19 protein-coding genes are annotated in these 19,639 nt (G+C 71.2%); 9 read left to right on the forward strand and 10 right to left on the reverse strand.

The features are described 5' to 3' along the window. The first annotated feature begins 69 nt into the window (after window positions 1-69). From CLV71_RS06220 to CLV71_RS47505, 3 genes are all read left to right on the forward strand, one after another. The gene (locus CLV71_RS06220; protein ID WP_133901629.1) at window positions 70-1,077 is read left to right on the forward strand and encodes an isocitrate/isopropylmalate dehydrogenase family protein; all 1,008 of its coding nucleotides are present in this window, start codon (window positions 70-72) and stop codon (window positions 1,075-1,077) included. Between the two features lie 89 nt (window positions 1,078-1,166). After that, window positions 1,167-2,201, forward strand: coding sequence for an LLM class flavin-dependent oxidoreductase (locus tag CLV71_RS06225; RefSeq protein WP_133901630.1), 1,035 nt, complete (start codon window positions 1,167-1,169; stop codon window positions 2,199-2,201). Window positions 2,202-2,207: 6 nt separating this feature from the next. Continuing rightward, window positions 2,208-2,378: a hypothetical protein gene (locus CLV71_RS47505; protein ID WP_166663962.1), complete on the forward strand. Its 171-nt coding sequence runs from the start codon at window positions 2,208-2,210 to the stop codon at window positions 2,376-2,378. 236 nt (window positions 2,379-2,614) lie between these two features. Here CLV71_RS47505 and selA read toward each other — a convergent pair whose 3' ends face one another. Genes selA through CLV71_RS06255 form a run of 6 tightly spaced genes read right to left on the reverse strand, consistent with a single transcriptional unit; the run spans window position 2,615 to window position 7,623 of the window. Beyond that, complete coding sequence (gene selA / locus CLV71_RS06230; RefSeq protein ID WP_133901631.1) at window positions 2,615-3,925, reverse strand: L-seryl-tRNA(Sec) selenium transferase; 1,311 nt, start codon at window positions 3,923-3,925, stop codon at window positions 2,615-2,617. Window positions 3,926-3,934: 9 nt separating this feature from the next. Then, entirely contained in the window at window positions 3,935-4,825 is an 891-nt protein-coding gene (locus CLV71_RS06235; protein WP_133901632.1) for an NAD(P)-dependent oxidoreductase, read from the reverse strand. Further along, a complete protein-coding gene (locus CLV71_RS06240) occupies window positions 4,822-5,109 on the reverse strand; it encodes a hypothetical protein (RefSeq protein WP_208297409.1) in 288 nt (95 codons plus the stop codon). Before CLV71_RS06240 ends, CLV71_RS06235 begins: the two co-directional genes overlap by 4 nt. Before the next feature lie 2 nt (window positions 5,110-5,111). After that, on the reverse strand, window positions 5,112-6,257 hold the full coding sequence (locus tag CLV71_RS06245; protein ID WP_133901633.1) for a sugar efflux transporter: 1,146 nt from the start codon (window positions 6,255-6,257) through the stop codon (window positions 5,112-5,114). 39 nt (window positions 6,258-6,296) lie between these two features. Further along, the gene (locus CLV71_RS06250; protein ID WP_133901634.1) at window positions 6,297-6,869 is read right to left on the reverse strand and encodes a hypothetical protein; all 573 of its coding nucleotides are present in this window, start codon (window positions 6,867-6,869) and stop codon (window positions 6,297-6,299) included. 4 nt (window positions 6,870-6,873) lie between these two features. Further along, window positions 6,874-7,623 (reverse strand): hypothetical protein, encoded by a 750-nt coding sequence (locus CLV71_RS06255; protein ID WP_133901635.1) that lies wholly within the window; start codon window positions 7,621-7,623, stop codon window positions 6,874-6,876. A gap of 273 nt (window positions 7,624-7,896) precedes the next feature. Here CLV71_RS06255 and CLV71_RS06260 point away from each other — a divergent pair, with 273 nt between their 5' ends. Both CLV71_RS06260 and CLV71_RS06265 read left to right on the forward strand, forming a co-directional pair. Beyond that, a complete protein-coding gene (locus tag CLV71_RS06260; protein ID WP_208297410.1) occupies window positions 7,897-8,805 on the forward strand; it encodes a bifunctional methylenetetrahydrofolate dehydrogenase/methenyltetrahydrofolate cyclohydrolase in 909 nt (302 codons plus the stop codon). Between the two features lie 33 nt (window positions 8,806-8,838). Continuing rightward, the gene (locus tag CLV71_RS06265) at window positions 8,839-9,153 is read left to right on the forward strand and encodes a hypothetical protein (protein ID WP_133901637.1); all 315 of its coding nucleotides are present in this window, start codon (window positions 8,839-8,841) and stop codon (window positions 9,151-9,153) included. A 74-nt stretch (window positions 9,154-9,227) separates the two neighbouring features. On the opposite strand, the gene CLV71_RS06270 is transcribed toward CLV71_RS06265, so the two are convergent. Next, the gene (locus CLV71_RS06270; protein WP_133901638.1) at window positions 9,228-10,766 is read right to left on the reverse strand and encodes an alpha/beta hydrolase; all 1,539 of its coding nucleotides are present in this window, start codon (window positions 10,764-10,766) and stop codon (window positions 9,228-9,230) included. Window positions 10,767-10,881: 115 nt separating this feature from the next. Here CLV71_RS06270 and CLV71_RS06275 point away from each other — a divergent pair, with 115 nt between their 5' ends. After that, a complete protein-coding gene (locus CLV71_RS06275) occupies window positions 10,882-11,622 on the forward strand; it encodes a MerR family transcriptional regulator (RefSeq protein WP_133901639.1) in 741 nt (246 codons plus the stop codon). A 7-nt stretch (window positions 11,623-11,629) separates the two neighbouring features. On the opposite strand, the gene CLV71_RS06280 is transcribed toward CLV71_RS06275, so the two are convergent. Both CLV71_RS06280 and CLV71_RS06285 read right to left on the reverse strand, forming a co-directional pair. After that, window positions 11,630-15,541: a Dyp-type peroxidase gene (locus CLV71_RS06280; RefSeq protein ID WP_133901640.1), complete on the reverse strand. Its 3,912-nt coding sequence runs from the start codon at window positions 15,539-15,541 to the stop codon at window positions 11,630-11,632. A 107-nt stretch (window positions 15,542-15,648) separates the two neighbouring features. Next, window positions 15,649-17,109, reverse strand: a complete 1,461-nt coding sequence (locus CLV71_RS06285) for an alpha/beta hydrolase (protein ID WP_133901641.1) — start codon at window positions 17,107-17,109, stop codon at window positions 15,649-15,651. Window positions 17,110-17,144: 35 nt separating this feature from the next. Between CLV71_RS06285 and CLV71_RS06290 the strand changes: the two genes are divergently transcribed. The 3 genes from CLV71_RS06290 to CLV71_RS06300 all read left to right on the forward strand — a co-directional run bounded on the left by CLV71_RS06290 (window position 17,145) and on the right by CLV71_RS06300 (window position 18,887). Further along, window positions 17,145-17,858 carry a MerR family transcriptional regulator gene (locus tag CLV71_RS06290; protein ID WP_133901642.1) on the forward strand — a complete coding sequence of 238 codons (714 nt, stop codon included), beginning with the start codon at window positions 17,145-17,147 and terminating at the stop codon, window positions 17,856-17,858. A gap of 87 nt (window positions 17,859-17,945) precedes the next feature. Then, window positions 17,946-18,632: a VanZ family protein gene (locus CLV71_RS06295; protein ID WP_133901643.1), complete on the forward strand. Its 687-nt coding sequence runs from the start codon at window positions 17,946-17,948 to the stop codon at window positions 18,630-18,632. 27 nt (window positions 18,633-18,659) lie between these two features. Continuing rightward, a complete protein-coding gene (locus tag CLV71_RS06300; protein WP_133901644.1) occupies window positions 18,660-18,887 on the forward strand; it encodes an RNA-binding S4 domain-containing protein in 228 nt (75 codons plus the stop codon). On the opposite strand, the gene CLV71_RS06305 is transcribed toward CLV71_RS06300, so the two are convergent. After that, a complete protein-coding gene (locus tag CLV71_RS06305) occupies window positions 18,847-19,620 on the reverse strand; it encodes a class I SAM-dependent methyltransferase (RefSeq protein WP_133901645.1) in 774 nt (257 codons plus the stop codon). The two genes, CLV71_RS06300 and CLV71_RS06305, sit on opposite strands and share 41 nt — an antisense overlap. Window positions 19,621-19,639 lie beyond the last annotated feature (19 nt).

A 19,639-nucleotide genomic window follows, 5' to 3' on the forward strand; every position in this document is an offset into this window, starting at 1 on the left:
ACCCGATGTCAGGAGACTATATATCGTCTATCATAGTGTCCAGTCCTCTCCTGGAAGGGAGACGCGCGTATGGCGCACACCGTGGTGCACGTTCCCGGCGACGGCATCGGTCCCGAGGTCACGTGGGCAGCCCGCAGGGTGATCGACGCGGCTGGTGTCGAGGTCGACTGGGTGCTCGCCGAGGCGGGCGAGGTCCCGTTCGAGCGGACCGGCGCGACCGTGCCACCCGAGACGGTCGCCGCGATCCGCGAGGTCGGCGTCGTGCTCAAGGGGCCGATGGCCAACCCCGTCGGGCACGGTTACAAGAGCCCCAACATCGCGCTGCGGCAGGCCGCGGGCGTCCACACCAACGTGCGGCTCGCGTGGGCGCTGCCCGGTGCGCGCACCCACTTCCCCGGCGCGGACCTCGTGGTCGTGCGGGAGGTGACCGAGGACGTGTTCACCGGGGCGACCCAGTACGTCGGCCCGGACGCCGCGATCACCGTGAAATGGGTGACCCGCGCGGCCACCCACCGCGTGGCGCGGTTCGCCCTCGAGTACGCGCGCACGCACGGGCGCAAGAAGGTCACGGTGGCGCACAAGGCGGCCACGCTCAAGGAGACCGACGGGCTGTTCCTCGCCGCGGCGCGGGAGGTCGCGCCCGAGTACCCCGACATCGAGCTGGACGACTGTCTCGTGGACGCGCTCACCATGCACCTGGTGCGTGACCCGTTCGCCTACGACGTGCTGCTCGCGCCCTTCCAGTACGGCGACATCCTGGCCGACCTGTCCGCCGGGCTGATCGGTGGGCTGGGGCTCGTGCCCGGGGCGTCCTTCGGTCCGGACGCCGCGTTGTTCGAGGCGGCGCACGGCAGCGCGCCCAGGTACGCGGGCCAGGACAAGGTGAACCCGACGGCGCTCGTGCTGTCGGGTGCGCTGCTGCTCGACCACCTCGGCGAGACCGAGGCGGCGACGCGGGTGCGCGCGGCCGTCGCGGCGACGGTTGCCGGCCCGATCACCACCTACGACCTGGGCGGCACGGCCACCACGACGGAGATGACGGACGCGATCATCGCGGCGTTGCCCGGTGGTGCGTGAGTGGACCGAAGTCCTGCGCGGCCACGTGCTTGTGGCTGGTTCACGTCACGGCGCAATCAACGCAGTGAATCTCGGAGAGGCGGAAGAGTATGACGAAGTTCGGTTTCGGCGTCAGTCTTGTCTGTGACGACCTCGAGGCGTTTCCCGGCTGGGTCCGGACGGTCGACGAGTGCGGGTTCGACGTCATCGGGCTCACCGACTCGCCCGCCCTGTACCCGGAGACGTACGTGACCGGGGTGATCGCCGCGCAGAACACCAGCAGGGTCCGCTTCGGACCGAGGGTGACCAACCCGCTGACCCGTCACCCGATCGTGGCGGCGCAGGCGATCGGCTCACTCGACGTGCTCTCCGGTGGGCGCGCGTTGTTCGGCATCGGTGCGGGGGACAGCGCCGCGCACACGGCAGCCGCGCGGCCCGCGAAGGTGGCCGACATCGAGGAGTACCTGCTTACGGTCCGTGGCCTGCTGCGTGGCGAGCCGGTGACCTACCGGGGGTCCGAGCTGCGGATGTTCTCCGAGCCGCGCAACGTGCCCATCTACGTGGCGGCCGCCGGGCCGAAGATGCTGCGGATGGCGGGCCGGGTCGCCGATGGCGTGATCATCGGGTCGGGGGTGATCCCGGAGGTCATCGAGCACACGCTCGGGTTCATCCGGGAGGGTGCCGAGTCGGTCGGCCGGTCACTCTCCGATCTGGACCTGTGGTGGCTGTGCGGGGCGCGGGTGGCCGACAGCCGGGCCGAGGCCGAGGAGCAGATGCTGAGCCTGTCGGCCGCGTTGATCAACGCGCACGGGCAGATCACGCTGGGTGGCAAGCTCATCCCGACGGACGTCCTGGAGGAGGCGCAGTACCTCGTCGACCACTACGACTTCGACGCGCACATCAAGCACGGGACCGCGCCGAACGTCGAGTTGTTGCGGTCGCTGCCGAAGCTGCGGGAACACGCGTCGCGGCGGTACGTTGTGGGTGGGACGCCCGACGAGTGTGTCGAGCAGCTGAAGACGGCCGCGGAGGCAGGCGCGAACCAGTTCTGGTGGACAGTGTCCTTTCCGGACAAGATGGAGTTCGTGAAGAAGTTCTCCTCGGAGGTGATCTCCCGCCTCAACCCCGTGGCCACGGGGAGTTGATGAAAGATGAGGACCACGCGTTCCTCGGCACGCAAGCCGTTGCGGAACGTCGGCGTCGTCGCGGCGGTCCTCGCCGCGGGCGTGCTGGCCGCCACCGGCATGGAGGCGTTGCTCTCCGTGCTGGGGCTGCGACGGGCGTTCAACAAGCGGACCCGGTTCGGGCAGCCCGCGCACTGAAGGACGCCTTCCTAACGCTGGGCGTACTGAAGGACGCCTTCGTTACGCTGGGCGTACTGAAGGACGCCTTCGTTACGCTGGGCGTACTGAAGGCGTCCTTCAGTGCGTCGGGAGTGGCGCGTGGTGGGGGCCGAGTGTACTGAAGGCGTCCTTCGTGTCGCTGGGCGTTAGGAAGGCGTCCTTCAGTACGGAGCCAGTACGGGGCCGGTACCGGGACCAGTACGGGGCGGCGGGCTTCAGCAGGCTGTGACCGCATCGACTATGCGGGTGTCGGCGGTCGGCGGGACCGCGAGCAGGTCCACTAGGCACGCGCCGTTCGTCACTCTCGTCATCACCGGGTGGGGTGCGTGGCGCAGGCGTTCGGCGTAGGACTCGGGGAGCCGGACCGCGGCGCTCGCGATCGGCACTCCCGGTGCACCCCCGCCACCCACCGTGGCCTCGCTGTCGACCGCCTGTGCCTCGACGCCCTGTGCACGCAGTGTCGCGGCGAGCGCCTCGGCGCGAGCACGCAGCTCCGCCCGGCCCGTCGCCAGTGCACGGGCGGTCGGGGTGGGCGGCACACGCAGGGTCGCCTCCAGCGCGGCGATCGTGAGCTTGCCGACCCGCAGCGCACGGGCCAGCGGGTGCCGCCGCAGCCGGTGCACGAGGTCCGCCCGCCCCGCGATGATGCCGCACTGCGGGCCCCCCAACAGCTTGTCGCCGCTCGCGATGACGAGGTCCGCGCCCGCGCGCAGCGTGCCGGCCGCGTCCGGTTCGTCCGGTAGGAGCGGGTGTGGGGTGAGCAGGCCGGAGCCGATGTCAGCCACCACCGGCGCCTGCAGCGTCGCCAGCTCCTCGATCGGCACGTCGGCCGTGAAGCCCGTGACCACGAAGTTCGACGGGTGCACCTTCAGCACGAAACCCGTCTCCGGCCCGACTGCCGCCGTGTAGTCCGCGAGCGCCGTCCGGTTGGTGGTGCCGACCTCACGCAGCGTGGCGCCGGTGCTCGTCAGCAGGTCCGGCAGGCGGAACCCGTCACCGATCTCCACCAGCTCGCCCCGGCTGATGACGATCTCCCTGCCCATCGCCAACGCGGTCGCGGCCAGGACCAGCGCCGCGGCGCCGTTGTTCACGACGTGCACCGCCTCGGCGTCCGGCACCGCCGCGGCCAGTGCCTCGACCATCCCCAGGCCTCGTCCCGTGCGCCTGCCCGACGTCAGGTCCAGCTCGACATCCGTGGGCCCCGCCGCCGCCACCACCGCCTCGACCGCCGCAGCCGACAGCGGCGCTCGGCCCAGGTTCGTGTGCAGGAGGACACCCGTGGCGTTGACTACCGGGTTCAGCGACGACCCGCGGGCCGGCAGTGCGGCTACGGCCGTGTCGGCCACCGCTTCCGGGGCGATCTCGCCTGCCCGCGCCCGCTGCTGGGCCGCCGCTACCGCCGCCTTGACCGCGGGCCGTCCCACCCGCGTGACCGCCTCGACGAGCCTGGGGTCGGCCAGCACCTCGTCGGTCCTGGGCACCAGCCGCCTGCGATCCACACTGGACGAACGACCGGACGCACTCACCACAGGAGCCTAACCCGCCGGGGACTCCAGCGTCGCCGCGGTGTTGGCGCACCACCGCAGCGTCCGCCGGTCCGACTCCTGGTACAGGCGCCCGATCGCGGAGAAGTCGAGGTCGCCGTAGCCGGCGTCGGCGGCGAAGTCCAGCAGGCGGCGGAAGACGCGGGTGCTCACCAGCGGGAAGTCGTGGCTGTCCGCCAGGCGGAGCACCATGTCCATCTCCTCCTTCATCCACTCGACCGGGAAGCCGCGCCAGTCGTTGCTCGCGGGGGAGTCCGGCACCACGCCCGTGACCGGCACCCGCTGGCGCACGGCGGTACAGTCGCCGGTCGAGCCGAGCACGACCTCGTGCAGTGCACGCGGATCGAGGCCGGCACGTGCCGCCAGGCCGAACGCCTCGGCGACGGCGAGGTTCTGCGCGGCGTGGACGAGGTTGTTGCACAGCCTCATCGTCTGCCCCGAACCCGTCGGTCCGGTGTGGACGACCCGGGCCGAGTACGCCGCGAGCACCTCGTGGACCGCCTCGATGTCGGCCACCTCGCCGCCCGCGTAGATCGCCAGTGCGCCTGCCCGCGCGGCGGCCGGCCCACCGGACACCGGGGCCTCCACGTACCGGCCGCCCGCGGCGACGACCAGGTCGCGGTGGCCCGGCTCGGCGGCCGCGTCGATGGTCGAGTGGTCGACGACCACGGTTCCGGACCGCAGACCGGGAGCGAGGTCGGTCAGCACCCGGGTCACGTCGGGGGTGAACGGCACACACAGCAGCACGATCTCGCTGTGTGCCGCCACGAACGCCGGGTCGCCGTCGTCGATCGCACCCGCGGCCAGGGCGGCGTCGATCGGGCCGCGTCCGCGGGAGCCGACGTGCAGCCGGTGCCCCGCGCTGATCAGGTGTCGTGTCATGGGCAGGCGGTGTCGGTGGTCGCCCGGTGTGGTGCGTCCGCACCGTCGACGTCGGCGAGCCACACCTCCGTGTCGAGGCGGTCGCCAGCCCGGCTGGTGGGCGCCAGTACGTAGCTGAGCAGCCGCCCGTTCGGGGCGAGGACCGGCGTCCGTGGTTCGCGGCCATCGACCACGAGTTCCGCGGTCAGACCCGTCGTCCGCCTGGTTCCCGAGCCGGTCGTGATCGTGCTCCACCACCCTTCCTGGTTGCGTGCCGTAGTACTGCGACTACTTCCAGTGTCCATCTTTATGTCAACTGGACGCCGTCGTGCACCGGTGTTCGCCTGCGGGACGCCACGGTGAACATGGCTCCGCCCAGTGCGGACACCACCGCGCAGAGGAGCAGCGTCGTGCCGTAGCCGAAGTGCTCGATCACGAGGCCGGACAGGATGCCGGACACCAACAGGCCCGCCGTGGTCGCGTTGGCGAAGAGGGTGGTGGCGCGGCCGGTCGCCGGGGCGAGGAGGTCCTGGAAGTACCGGATGCCGGCGCCCGCGACGATCGCGATCCCCACCCCGCGGAAGACCTGCCCGATCACCAGCATCAGCATGTCCGACGCCACGACCGTCAGGGCGTAGTACACGACGAAGGAGCCGAAGCCGCCGAGGATCAGGGCCCGCTGGCTGACCCGGGCCGGAACGGCGGCCAACCCGAGCGTGGCCACGACCTCGACCGCGGCGCAGACGCTGAAGAGCACGCCGACCGACGCGGGCTGCTGGTGCAGTGCGCGGGTGACGAACAGGGGCACCGCGAGGCTGCCCGCGAACATCGCGGCGAAGAACAGCGTGACGCTCACCGTCAGCAGTACAGGGGTGCCGCCGGGGGAGGCGTCCGCGACCTCGACGGCCCGTGGCGGGCGCGGCACGACGAGAACTGTCAGTGCGGACGCGAGGAAGACCCCGGCGGCCGTCCACATCAGCCAGGTGTAGCCGCCCCTGGACAGCACGAGCGCCCCCAGCAACGGCCCGACGGCCCACGCCAGTGACCACGCCGCACGCAGCAGCGGCGCGGACCGCTGCCCGGCGGCGCCCTCGCCGAGCACCGAGCGGGCCAGGGCGAACAGCTGCGGAAAGGCCGCTCCCATGGCCCCGAGCACCGTCGCCGCCATCAGCAGCAGCACCAGGAAGCTCGACACCCGGGGCAGCAGCACGTAACCCGCCGAGCCGAGGAGGATCACGACGATCGCGTACGTCCGCGTGGGCCTGCGGTCGAACCGTCGTCCCAGCCACCAGCCGATCGTGATCCCCGCGACGGCGAACACCGAGGACCACACGCCGATCTGCAGCGGCGTCAGCCCGACCGCGTCGGCGCCGAAGAGGACGATGTAGGAGTTGACCATCGAGTCCGCGATGCCGAGCAGCAGGACGGCAGCGAAGAGCACAAGGAACGGCACGTGATGTTAGTACCGGGCCGATCTCTCCGGCGACACCGATTAAAGTCGGCCCTGTGGGGCGGTGATCGCGATCCCGTGTTGGCTCGCGGTCGCGATGACGCTGGTGGCGACCGGTGGCAGGCAGAGCACGGCCGACGAGACCAGCCCCGGTGACAGCACGGTCGACTTCCAGCGCCCCCGACAACCGATCCGCCAGGGCACCTGGGCGTGCTCGCGGTGTTCACGCAGCGCCGTCCGCAGCATCCCGGTGACGAGGTCGCTGACGGCGTCCACGATGCGGGACGTGACCGCGCGGGTCGCGAAGCCCGCGCCGGGAATCGGTACCAGGCGGGCGATCTGGCCGGCGAGGTCCTCCGTCAGCGCGGCGGCGATCTCCCCGACCGGGCGCGTGTGGACCTCCGTCACCTGAGTCCACGGCACGGCGCGTGCGTTGTCGATGCCGATCGTCGACGGGGCCAGTCGGACGGCGCCGAAGCGGTCGAGCAGGCCCGGTAGTCTCCTGAGCTTCGCGGGTAGCAGCGGGTTGACCAGCGCGGCGGCGGAGAAGTCCCACGGCTCGGTGACCGGCGCACCCGGCATCCTCCGCTGCCACCACGGCAGTACCTCGTGCACCGGTTCACCACCGTCCGGCATGGGCCTGCCTTTCCCACAGCGGGTTCTTCACGGCCTCGTACCACTGCAGGGCGGCGAGGACTCCCGCGAGGACGTCGAGCGGCTCGAACGTCAGCGAGAGCCCGGAGAAGCCGATCGAGACCACGGCCTCCAGCAGACAGGCGATCCCCGCGACGGCGGCGAGCCAGCGACGCCTCACGACGAGAGCGACCAGGCACAGCAAGGCCACGATCGTGCTGTCGACGGCGAACATCGCCATCGCCGCCATCCACAGCCGGACCAGCAGCACGCGGTACATGGCGCACTGGTCTCGCACCTCGGCGGGCAGCGTCCGGTTCCTCGCGTCCGGTGGGTAGGCCGAGAGCTGGAACCGCTCGTCGAGCTTGTCCAGCATGGTCGGGTACGCGGTCACCCAGATCAGGAAGACCAGGAACCCGACCAGCACCAGGCCGCCGGGTGTCTCCTCCGACGCCTGGTAGCGGCCGAGGAAGAACGCGGGCACGAACGACATCACCGCGGCGAAGGCGAGCAGCAGCGGGTGGACCCTGCCGAGCCCTTGGTGGCGGGTCGCCGCGAGCAGCAGCAGCGGACCACCCATCACCAGCGTCCCGTAGACCAGGCCGCTCATGAGGAACCACAGGCTCAGCACACCGGTGACCGTCCAGAAGGTCACGTACAACGCGCCTCGCGAGAGCCTCTTCTCGATCACCGACGGCAGGACGTTCTCGATGATTTTGCGGAAGGTGTCCGACACTGAATTACCCCCCGAATGCGCTTGCCGCAGTATGCACGCACCGTACTTCAGGGTCGATGGCTCCGCAAATCATCAAGCGACGCAAGGGAAGTGCCGTTGCCGCGTAGTAGCGGGAGCCGGAATGTCCACCGATTTCGAACTGCGTCACCCTATTGAGTGATGCCGTATTGATGACGTGAACTGTGAAGGACCGGAATTCAGGCATCCGGGTCCGCGGGACCGAGTCGGGTGTCGGCCGACGTCGGGAGCGACGGGTGTGCTAATCACCTCACCGTGACCGCTCGCATCCTCGACCCCGCCGTCCTGGCCGAGTCGTTCCGCACGCAGATCCGTGCGGACGTGGCCGCCGTCCCGGAACCGCTGACGCTCGCCGGCTTCCTCGCCGAGGATGCCGACCGGGCTTCGCGGACCTACGCCGAGTACACGCGGCGCGCCTGCGACTCCGTCGGTGTCCACTTCGACCTGCGGGTCGTGCCGCCGGGCGACGTCGAGCGGGCGGTGCGCGACGCGGGTGGCGACGACCGCGTGCACGGCATGCTGGTCTACTACCCGGTGCGGGGCGGGGAGCCGGACCGGTGGCTGCGTGAGCTGGTCGACCCGCGCAAGGACGTCGAGGGGCTGCATTCGTTCTGGAGCCGCAGCCTCTACGAGAACCGGCGGTTCGTCGACGCCGCGCGGACGAAGCGGACCGTGCTGCCGTGCACGCCGCTCGCGATCCTGAAGCTACTGGACAGCGCGGGTGTCACCCGCCCCGGCACGCCGGCACCGCTCGCCGGTCTGCGGGCCTGTGTGTTCAACCGCAGCGAGATCGTCGGCAGACCGCTCGCCGCGATGATGGCCAACGACGGCGCGGAGGTGACCTCGTTCGACGTGGACGGGCCGCTGCGGTTCGTGCCGGACCCCGACAACGAGTCCTACCGCGTCCGGCCGGTGGCGGTCGACCGGGCCACCGCCCTTGCCGGCGCCGACGTCGTCGTCACCGGGGTGCCGACACGGGAGTTCGAACTGGTCCGCGCGGAGGAGGTCAGGCCGGGTGCCGTGTGCGTGAACTTCTCGATGCTGAGGAACTTCACCGACGACGTCGTCGACACAGCAGGGGTGTTCGTCCCCCGCATCGGCCCGATGACTGTCACCATGGCCCTGCGCAACGCCGTCCGCCTCTACCGGAACACGCACGCCTGACCGTGGCCCGTGCCGCACAGCAAGGAGAACCCCGTGTACTTCCGGATCACCGGTGACTCGGTCGACCTGGTCGACCCGCAGGACGTGACGGCCTTCCACGTGCTCTGCCCGCCCGGCCTCGACGGCGACGAGCTTGCCGGCCGCCTACGCGACGCTGGGCTCGGCGAGCTGCTGGCGGACGGCCACGTCATGGTGCCGGTGGACGCGGTGCGCCGCCACGCCGCCGGTCGCGTCGGCCCGACGTGGGAGCAGGATCTCGCGGGCATGATCGCCTACGCGACCCGCGAGGGCTGGACCGACGAGACCGGCACCCGGCTCCGCGCGCACCTCGAGCGTGCCACGGACTGAACGGCGTCGGCCTGCGGCAGAGCCGTGCGGACCAGTCGACACCGGCCCGCACGGCCCGCTGCTGCACGGTCGAGTCAGCCCGCGCCACAGCGTGCGCCACTCGCCGGGAGCTTCAGGTCGACGAGGTAGTCGGCGACGATGTCGTTGACACACGGTGACTTCCCGGACAGGGCCACGGTGTGCTGTTCACCCTCCACGGTGAGCAGCACACCCCCGAGGGTGTCGGCGAGGCTCTGTCCCGCCTCGAACGGGGTGCTGGGGTCGCCGGTGACGGAGATCGTCAGCGTCCCGGGCAGGTTCTCGACCCCGGTGGCGTAGGGGTAGTCGAGGGTCGGGCGGGCCGGCCAGAACTCGCAGCCGTCGCGGGCGCCCTTCAGCTCCTGCCCAGGGTCGCCGAACGGCGCGGTCTCGTGGAGACGGCGCTGCAGGTCGGCCTCCTGCCCCGGCGTGCGGCGCTGCTCGTCCATGCAGTTGATCGCGAAGTTGGCCTCGAGGTAGTTGCTCCACCGCCCGTCGGCCGCGCGCCCGCCGAAGCTGTCGTCGAGGGCGGTGAGGATGTCGCCGCGTCCTGCCAGCACCTCCGTGAGCCCCTGGGTGATCGTCTGCCACGCGCTCGAGTCGTAGAGGCCCGCGGTGACCGCGTTGATGGCGCCGCTGTAGGTGAGCTCCCTCCCGTCGCTCACCGGGACCGGCTTGTCGATCAGCGGCCGGACGATGCCCTGGAAGGTCCCGGTCGCGCCCGCCGGATCGGTGCCGAGTGGACAGCCGGGCCGGGTGGCGCAGTCGGCGGCCATCTTGTCGAAGGCACGCTGGAACCCCTCGAACTGGGTGAGCCGCCGCTCCACCGTCCCCAGCTTCGGGTCGACCGCGCCGTCGAGCACCATGGCACGCACCTTCTCCGGGAACTCCTCGGCGTAGACCGCGCCGAGGCGCGTGCCGTAGCTCTGGCCCAGGAAGGACACCTTCTCGTCACCGAGGACCGCACGCAGGACGTCCATGTCCCGCACGGCGTCGCGGGTACCGACATGGGCGAGCACGTCGGCGCCGCCGGAACGCTCGGCACACGTCCGCACCAGCTCGCGGCCGTCCTCCGCGCTCCACTCCCCGACAGCGGGGACGAGTGCGTCACCCCGGTCCCGTTCGTCGTCGGTGGCGCAGTCCAGCGCCGGGGTGGACGCCCCGACGCCCCGGGGGTCGAACCCGACCAGGTCGAACCGTTCGGTGACCGCGCTCGTCGCGAGCGTCCGGGACATCGCGACCGCCATGGCCAGCCCCGGCCCACCCGGCCCGCCGGGGTTGAGCAGCAGGGACCCGATCGGCTCGCCGCGTGCGGGCACCCGCAGCACGGCGATGCGTGCGGTCCTGCCGCCCGGGTCGTCGTAGTCCAGGGGAACTTCCAGCCGCGCGCACTGGAACGCGTCACTCGCGTACGCCTTCTCCTCGGCGACGTTGGTGGCGTAGTCCGCGCACGGCCCGAAGGACAGCTCCTGGTCGTAGAAGCGGGCCAGGTCGGCGCCGGGCTCCTCTCGCTGAGCCGGCTGGCCGCAGGCCCCGAGCACCGCCAGGGGCAGTATCGACGCCGTCATGCGGACGAGGGCGGAGCGGAACGGCATGGGTCTCCTCGGGTTGCCATCATGGGTGGGTGCTCGTGCAGCAGACACCCGGCCGTCGCGGCACACTCAAGTCACGACGCTGTGATCCACCGCATAGCCACCGAGGAGACGAGCATTGACGTGGAGTACTCGGGAGATCGCGGAGCTCGCGGGCACGAGCCTGCGGGCCGTGCGGTATTACCACGAGGTGGGGCTGCTCGACGAACCCGCGCGGGGAGCCAACGGCTACAAGCGGTACGGGGTGGCGCACCTGGTGCGGCTGCTGCGCATCACGCGGCTGACCGACCTCGGGCTCCCGGCGTCGCGGATCGCCGACCTGGGTGAGATCGGCGAGCGCCCCGAGGAGGCGCTGCGGATCGTCGACGCCGAGCTGGCCGCGACCATCGAACACCTCCAGCGGGCCCGGGCCGAGATCGCGCTGCGGCTGCGGCAGCGGTCGCCCATCGACCTGCCGCCCGAGATGGCGCCTGCCGTGACCGGCCTGTCGGACGCCGACCGCGCGTTCGTCGTCGTCCTGACCCGGATCCTCAACCCCACCGCGCTCGCCGCGTTCCGGGAGATGCTGCCGTCGCTGCACGACGACCCCGCGGTCGGCGAGTTCGACCGCCTGCCCGCGGACGCCGACGCCGAGGCCGTGCGGTCGCTGACCGAGCGCCTGCTCCCGCACGTGCGGGACATCCGCGACTCACACCCGGGGATGCGCGACACCGGCCCCGGCGCGCGGCACGGGGCCCGGTTCGTCAACCGAACGATGGGCCTGGCCATCGCCGACCTCTACAACCCCGCTCAGCGCGATGTCCTGGTCCACCTCGACAGGGCCCTGTCCCGGTCCTCCGCCCGGGGCGCCACCTCCTGACGCGTCGTCAGCCGGTCGGTGCGTCGGGGACGCTGACGGGCCTGCGGCGGTGCTGTTGCTGGTGGTCGGGGAACATCGCCACGAAGAACTCCGCCCAGCCGCCCATCCTGACGCGGAGGAGGTCGTACTTCTCCGGGTCCTCGCAGGCCCCGGAGAACGTGTCGGGGTCGGCGCAGGTGATCGTGAGGATGTTCGAGCCCCTGCCCGCCGCGAAGGCGCGGATCACCTCGACCAGTGCCGGGGCGGGGAAGTCCTCGCGGACGTTGTACTCGGTGGGGGCGGCGTTCCACATGGCCGCGCTGCCCGGACCCGAGAACCCGTCGAGCGTGGCCAGGAACGGGGTCGTCTCGTTCCCGACCGGCTGGTCGGCACAGCTCGGGCTCGGGCTCAGGTCCGAGGCCATGGGCTGGCCGCCCAGGCGCCCGTCCGCGGAGGCCCCGCACATCGCGCCGAACTCAAGGTAGTTCTCGAACGTGCCGACGCCCGGTTGGATCTGCAGGCCGAACGGGTGCTCGGCCGTGCCGCAGCGTTCGGCCAGCGCCACCATCTTCCGCGCGGTCGGTTCCGCGGGCTCCGTGTAGACCTCCACGGCCGTGCGTGCCACCCTGGCCACCAGCGCGTCGCCGAACTCGTCGATCTCCCGGTGACCGCGGCCGTACTTGGGCAGGTCCATGGCCACCTTGCGGAGCCTGCGGAAGCGGTCGGCGCGGGCCGCCGTCCTCGCCGGCCCGGCCAGTGTGGGGGCGAACGGCTCGCTCATCGACTCGCCCCAGTCGCAGATCAGGGCCTCCACCAGCTCCGGCAGCGAGGTCACCGCGGTCTCCCTGGTGAAGACCATGTGCCTGATCGCCCACAGCGAGTTGATCGTGTTGGCCAGCGCGGTGAAGCACGGGCCCGCCACGTTGTACCGGGCGCCACCCGCGTAGAAGTCCAGGCCCTTGTCGACGCAGTCGTCCACGAAGCACGACAGCAGCGGCGACGGGCACACGGCGCTCATCTGGCCGAACACGCCCAGCATCTGGTCGGTCTGCCTGGCGAACATCCATCGGAAGTGCTGGAAGAACAGCTCCTCGACGCGTTCGTAGGAGGTGATCTCCCTGGGCGCCTCGGACATGAACGAGACCTTCTGGCCGCGGAAGTACATCGGCCCCGCGGTCGCCCACGACTTGCCCCGGTTGAGCGCGGCCTCCAACGCCTGCAACGTGATCACCATGCCGAGGGTGAACCAGTTGCGGCCGGTGAACTGCGGCTCGTAGCAGCCGTCACAGGCGTAGTCGCGGGCCGCGACCAGGTCCACCGTGCTGTGCCACGCGGCACCCGCCTTGTCCGCCACGGGTGTGCTGGCGGTCGGCGAGGTGCCGGCACCGACGTTGTCGCCGCTGGCGAGCAGGCCCGGGATGATCTTCTCGTCGTTCACCAGGATCGGGTGCGCGCCGCCGGACAGCAGTGCGAGCGCGGCCTCCTCGGCGAACTCGGCGGGCATGTCCTGGCGGGTGCGCAGCGACAGGCACGGCGCGTTCAGCGGCAGCCTGCGCGCGGCCCGCAGGCACAGCATCGTGACCTCGTTGTACGCGGGCGTGCCGGCCCCCGGCCGGTCGTCCGCGACCGTGCCGCCGACCGTGACCTGCTGGACCCACTGGTTGTTCGAGCCGCCCTGCGGGTAGTTGCCCGCGATCCCGCCCATGGCCAGGTTGCCCCACGGCTGGTGGTCGTCGAGGAACATGCGGTTGGGCTGGACCTTCTCGCCGAGCTTGATCCAGAAGCAGTCGATGATCTCCTGCGCCCGGTCCCGGTCGAGCCTGCCCGCGTCCACGTCGGCGCGGTAGAACGGGTACAGCATCTGGTCGAGGCGGCCGACCGCGGTCGGTTCGCCGACCAGGTGCAGGCACGAGTGCAGGGTGAACAGCAGCTGCGCGGCCTCGAGCATCGTCGCGGGCGGTTCGGTGGCCAACCGGTCCATCCGGTCCGCGATGGCCAGCAGGTTCTCGCGGCCCGCGGGGTCTGGTCCGTCGAGCAGCTCGCGCGCCAGCTCGGCGTAGGAGCGGCAGTGCGCGGACACGCCATCCAGCGCGAGCAGCACCCCTCGGTAGAACGACGCCTTCTGCTCGTCGTCGCCGTGCTCGTCCAGCTTCGTCCGGACGTTGGCGACCAGCCCGCCGATCCCCACCTCCAGCGCCCGCTGGAAACCCGGCACGACGTGGCCGACGCCGGAGGCGGAGCTGAGACCGCTGAAGAAGTTCGGCAGCTGCTCGTCGTCACGCACGTAGTCGATGACGTAGCGGCCCTCGCCGAGGCTCAGGTTCGGCATGGCGCCGACGATCAGCTCCAGTGGGGCCATGCGGTAGGTGTCGGCGCCGGTGACCCAGTTGCCCGCGCAGTCACGGCGTCGGCCACGGAAGCCGTAGTCGTGTCCGGCGAACACGTCGCCGAGGCCGATCCTGACGGCCCAGCCCATGCGCTCGACCACCGGCAGCGCCATGATGCGGGCGGCCTCGGTCTCGCCGAACCGGTCGCGCAGGTAGTACTCGAGGTGGTGCAGCTCCTGCTGCGTGCGGTCGAGGTACCAGTTGTCCTCCCAGCGGGAGAACGCGGTGGCCAGCAGCCCGAGCACGCGACGCGACGGGGGCAGGTACTTCTCCCGGTCCTCGCCCGTCATCGTCGACATGCGGTACAGGTAGTCCCTGTGGTTGTAGTACATGTACCCGTTGGCCGACCGCTGGTCGAAGTGCCGGTCCAGCCTGGACCAGTCCACGCCGGGGAAGCGGCGCCAGTCGGTGTCGGCCAGCGCCCCGATCTCCAGCGGGTCCATGCCCAGCTCGTCCTGGCTGGGGATGTAGAAGAAGCCGCCGACGTCGGCGTGCACGTTCATGAGCAGGCGGTCGGCGATGAACCCCGGCTGTTCCCCGATCTGCCGGTCCATGATCTTCTCGAGCACGGGCGTGCTGCGGCTGTACGCGGCGAAGTAGAAGCCCTCCTCGTCACGCACGCTCGCGCCCTTCTCACGCAACACCTCGTCGTGCACTGCGGCCGACTGTCCGAAGGGGAGCGAGAGCCGCAGCACCGGCGTGGTGTTGCCGAGGTCGTCCTGCACGCGTGACCGCTTGATGTGGCTGCGGTCCTCTCGCGACGGGATCAGGACGTCCTCGTCGGTGCGGCCGACCATGTCCTCGATGCCCTGTGCCGACAGGTCGAGCACCCGCGCCCAGTTGATGACGAAACGCTGGGCGAGCACGAAGGAAGCGCCGAGGTGGTCGGGGTCCTCGCCGCCGACGACCGCGCTTCGCCGCACGGTCACCGGGTCCGTGGGGTTGTTGAGGTTCTCGGAGAACCGGCAGCCGAGGACCTTGCCGCCGCGCTTGTCCGGCCGCTCGGACCTGGTCGCCGCCTCCTGCGCCGCGGTGCGTGCCGGGTCGACGCACTCACCCAGCAGTTCCGCCAGGTACTCGAACACCGCGCGACAGTGCGTCGGGCAGTCGGACTTGATGTGGAACCACAGGTCACCCGCCGAGTCGGCGAACGTGCCCGCCGACCGCTCGAACACGTTCGACACCACCGGGTCGTCCTGCGACGCAGGGAACGACACCCGCATCCCCATGGGCAACGGGCGGTCCTCCTCGGCGCACCACTGTGCCCAGCGCCGGAACCCCACGCCTGCCACCGCCGTCGTGTGGCTGCTGCCGAACTCGTCGTGGATGCGGTGGCGCACCTGCGCGGTGACCCGCCGCAGCACGTCGAGCGTCAGCGGCGAGCCCTCCGGCGCGGCCCAGAAGGTGGCGAACAGCGCGTACGGCGCCGGATAGACCAGACCGCGCTGGACGTGAGACCAGATGTCGTGGTTGCGCTCGTCAGCCGCCGCGACGGTCGATGGCCCGCCGGCCGGTCCGGATTCGAGACCCTGCCGTACAAGTGAGTCCGTCATACCTCCATACGAACACCCGGGGCCGCGTGTTACGCCAAACACCACACCACCGGGCGACCCCCACCCGCCGAACGGGAACCGGGCCCGGAAGCGACTACCGCACGCTTTCAGAACACCGCGCAGGAAAGGTCGTCCTCGGGCAGTTTCCCGTCCACCAGGAAGCTCGTCGTGGTGTTCAGTGCGCACGCGTTGTCGCCGACGACGTAGACGCCGTGGCCGCTGCCGTCGACGCTCACCAGCCGCGACCTGTCGCCGAACTTCCCGTCGAGCAGTTCCCCGCCGAGGTGCGGGGTGACCGGGTCGTGCCGGTTCTGCACCACCAACACGTTCGCCGGGCCGTCGTCGTCGATCGCGACCGGCGGTTCCTCGGGCTCGTACGGCCAGTACGCGCACGGCAGGACGTTCGCGCTCGCCGCACCGTAGAGCGGGTACCGCTCGCGGTCCTCGGCCACGGCACGCCGGTAGGTCCGCACGTCCGAAGGCCAGTCGACGTCGTTGCACGTCACCGCGAGGAACACCGACCACGCGTTGTCCGTCGGCGCGGGTGTCGCCGCCGACAGCTCGGCCGTCGCCTCGCCGCCGTCGAGCAGCGACTGCCAACCCTGCGCGGTCAGCCCGTACTTCGTCCTCCCGAACAGCCCCGCGAACGTGGCCAACCGGAACACGCGCCCGTCGACGCCGTTCACCGGGGTCTCGTCGAGCCGCTCCGCGAGCGTGAAGTACGTCTGCCGCACCTCTTCCGGCGTGCGGCCGAGCCCGTAGGTCTCGTACCGTGCCGCGGCCCACCGCGCGAAGTCGGGGAACGTCTCCTCGGCGCCCAGGGCGTACCGGCGGATCCCGTCCTGGTCGAGGTGGGTGTCACCGACGTTGCTGTCGAGCACGATCCGGTCGGACCGCTCGGGGAACATCGACGCGTACGCCGCCCCGAGCGCCGACCCGTACGAGTACCCGAGGAAGCTCGCCTTCTCCTCACCGAGCGCGGCCCGGATCCGGTCGAGGTCCCGGGCCATGTTCGCCGTCGACACGTGCCGCAGCCGGCCGTCGTCGTCGTTGGCGGCACACCGCTCGGCCACGGCTTTCGCGTTCCTCGCCTGCTCGGCGACCGCCGCCTCGTCGACGGCGTAGGGCGGGATGTTGCCCAGGTAGCCATCGTCGGTGGTGAAGCCGCAGCTCACCGGTGCCGAATGCCCGATCCCACGGGTGTCCATGCCGATCACGTCGTAGCTGTCCAGGACACTCGCCGGAATGCCGAGCCACACCAGGTCGTCCGCGAACGACAGCCCGGAGCCACCCGGGCCGCCGGGGTTGAGCATCAGCACGCCCCGGCGCCGGTCCGGTTTCGTGCTGGCCAGCCGGGACACCATGATCCCGATCTGCTCGCCGTCGGGTTCGTCGTAGTCCAGCGGCACCGGCACCGTGGCACACTGCAGGACGGTCACCCTGGTCACCACGTCCTCGGGGCAGGCGCCCCACACCGGCCCGGCGGGGGGCACGTCGGCGGCCGCGACCGCCCCTCCCGCCAGACAGATCATCACCGCGAGAGCCGTTCCCCGGCCTGTGCGCCTCATCTTCTCCCCGATCTCCGACCGTCCACTGGCGTCATATGGCTTGGAGCACACGTGAACTGGCGGAGCTGGCAGGCACGACGCTGAAGACCGTCCGTCACTACCACCGGATCGGACTGCTCGACGTCCCCGAACGTGCCGCCAACGGGTACAAGCGGTACGGCGTCGGGCACCTGGTGCGGTTGCTGCGCATCCGCAGGCTCGTCGACCTGGGGGTGCCGCTGTCCGACATCCCGGCCATGGAGGGGTCGGACGAGAACGCGGAGCGGACGCTGCGTGCGCTGGACGCCGAACTGAAGGCGAGCATCGAACGGCAGCAGCGGATGCGGGAGGAGCTGGCGTCGATCCTTCGGCGCCGCAGCCTCGTCGACCTGCCCCCGGGCTTCGACGGGAACGCGACCGAACTGTCCGATGTGGAGCGTTCACTGCTGCTGATCTACTCGACCGTCCTGGACCCGGCGGCGATGACGACGCTGCTGGAGCTGCACTCGACGGACCCGCCCCCGGCGCGAGCGGAGTTCGACACACTGCCGCCGGACGCCGACGAGGTCACGAGACAGCGACTGGCAGAGCACTACGCACCTCTGGTGCGTCACCAGTACGAGCAACACCCGTCCCTGAAGGACATGGCGACGGGTGAGGCCCTCACGCGGCCCGTCGTCGCCGAGGGTCTGGCGGCGCTCTACAACCCGGCGCAACTGGACGTCCTGCGGCGCCTGAACATCCTCCTCGGGGAGGAGGAACCACGGTGACACCCGGCTGACGGGGACGCCCGTGTATCGCGAGCGTATGGAGAACCGCATACGCCGCCGCGACGGCTCGTCGTGTTCGATGGGCGGATGACCCAGAGTGCGTCCCTGTCCGCACCGCCTCGCCGTGTGCGCAGGGCGGTGCTCGTCACCCTGGCTGTCCTGGGGCTCGCGACCGTGGCGTACCTCGTGCGGCGGCCGCTCATGATGTCGGCTCCGGCCTGTGTGGCCGGGCGGTGGCGCTTCTGCCTCGGCACGGCGAACGGTGTGCTGTTCATGATGCTCGTCGGGCTGCCGCCTGCCGGGCTGGTGGTGTGGGCGTTGGCGCACCTCCGACGACGTGCCACGGACACCGCGTCGGCGTGGCGGCTGTCGTCGGCCGAGGTGGGCATGGTCTACGGGACGGTGCCGATCCTGTGGATGACCCTCATGCCGGGCTCGGGAGCAGGCGTCGTGCCCGGTCGGGTGAGCCTGGTCCCGCTGCGCGACCTGGTCACGATGGGCGCCCTGGGGATCGTCGCCAACCTGCTGGTCTTCGCGGCGCTCGGGTTCTTCGCCCCGATGCGGTTCGCGGCCCTGGCGTCCCTGCCGCGCGTCCTCGCGCTCGGGGCCGCCTGCTCGGTCCTGGTCGAGACGGCACAGTACGTCTTCCAGCTGGACCGGGTGTCCTCCGTGGACGACGTGCTGGTCAACGCCGTCGGTGCCATGCTCGCCGCCCTCGCGTCGCGCCGCTGGTGGCGCACCACGCGCGGTCGTGCGGGGCTCGTGCGGCAGTGAGGACCCCGGATCGGGGAGGATGAGGCCGTGCCACGATCACCGATCCAGGACGTTCCCGTCGCCGAGCTGCCGATCCGGCTGGGTCAGTTCCTCAAGCTGGCCGATCTCGCCGAACACGGGGCGCACGCACGCGAGCTGGTCGAGACCGAGCAGGTGGAGGTGAACGGCCGGGTCGAGGTGCGCAGGGGAGCGCAGCTGCGTCCCGGGGACGTGGTCACGGTCGCGGGTCGGCGGGCCCGCCCGGTGGAGCGGTAGCCCGGACGGCCAACGCGCGGGCGGTGAGCCGCAGGTCGCGGGCGGGTAGCCGCGCACTCAGCCGCACCCGCAACTCCTCCCGCTCCTCGGGCGGGCGGGACAGCAGGTACGCGGGTGCCGCGCCCTGACCGCCGAGGAACGGGCGCCAGTAGGCGTCGAAGTCCGCGAAGACGGTCGGGATCTCGATGCCCGTGACCTCGACGTCGGTCATGCCGGTGGCACGCCACAGCTCCGCGAGCGCCTCGGGGTGGCACAGCGGGAACCGCTCGCCCTCGTCCGGGGCCTCGGGGTTCACCTCGCGCGCCGCCTGCCAGAAGTGCCGCATCATCGCCATGCCGTCGGCGTAGTCCCAGACGTAGGCGGCGACCGTGCCCCCGGGCGTGACCACGCGCGCCATCTCGGCCAGCGCCCGGTCCGGTGCCGGCACGAAGTTCAGCGCCAGGCCGCTCACCACGATGTCGAACCGCCCCGCCGCGAAGGGGAGCGCCCGGGCGTCCCCGACGACCACGTCGGGCAGCCCCGCCACGAACCCGCGTGAGGGGTCCAGGCCGACCACCGCTCCTCCCGCGGCCCGCACGGCCGAGGTCAGCGCGCCGGTCCCGCAGCCGACGTCCAGCCAGCGCCGACCCGCCCGCACCCCCAGCCACGGCACGAACCGCGCCGCGACCTGCCTGCTCCACCGTCCCACGTACGCCTCGTACGCGTCGCCCGCCTGCCAGACCTCCTGAGCCACGCGACCACGGTAGCCGGGC

This window comes from Actinophytocola oryzae (assembly GCF_004364325.1).
GTDB classification, from domain to species: Bacteria; Actinomycetota; Actinomycetes; order Mycobacteriales; family Pseudonocardiaceae; genus Actinophytocola; species Actinophytocola oryzae.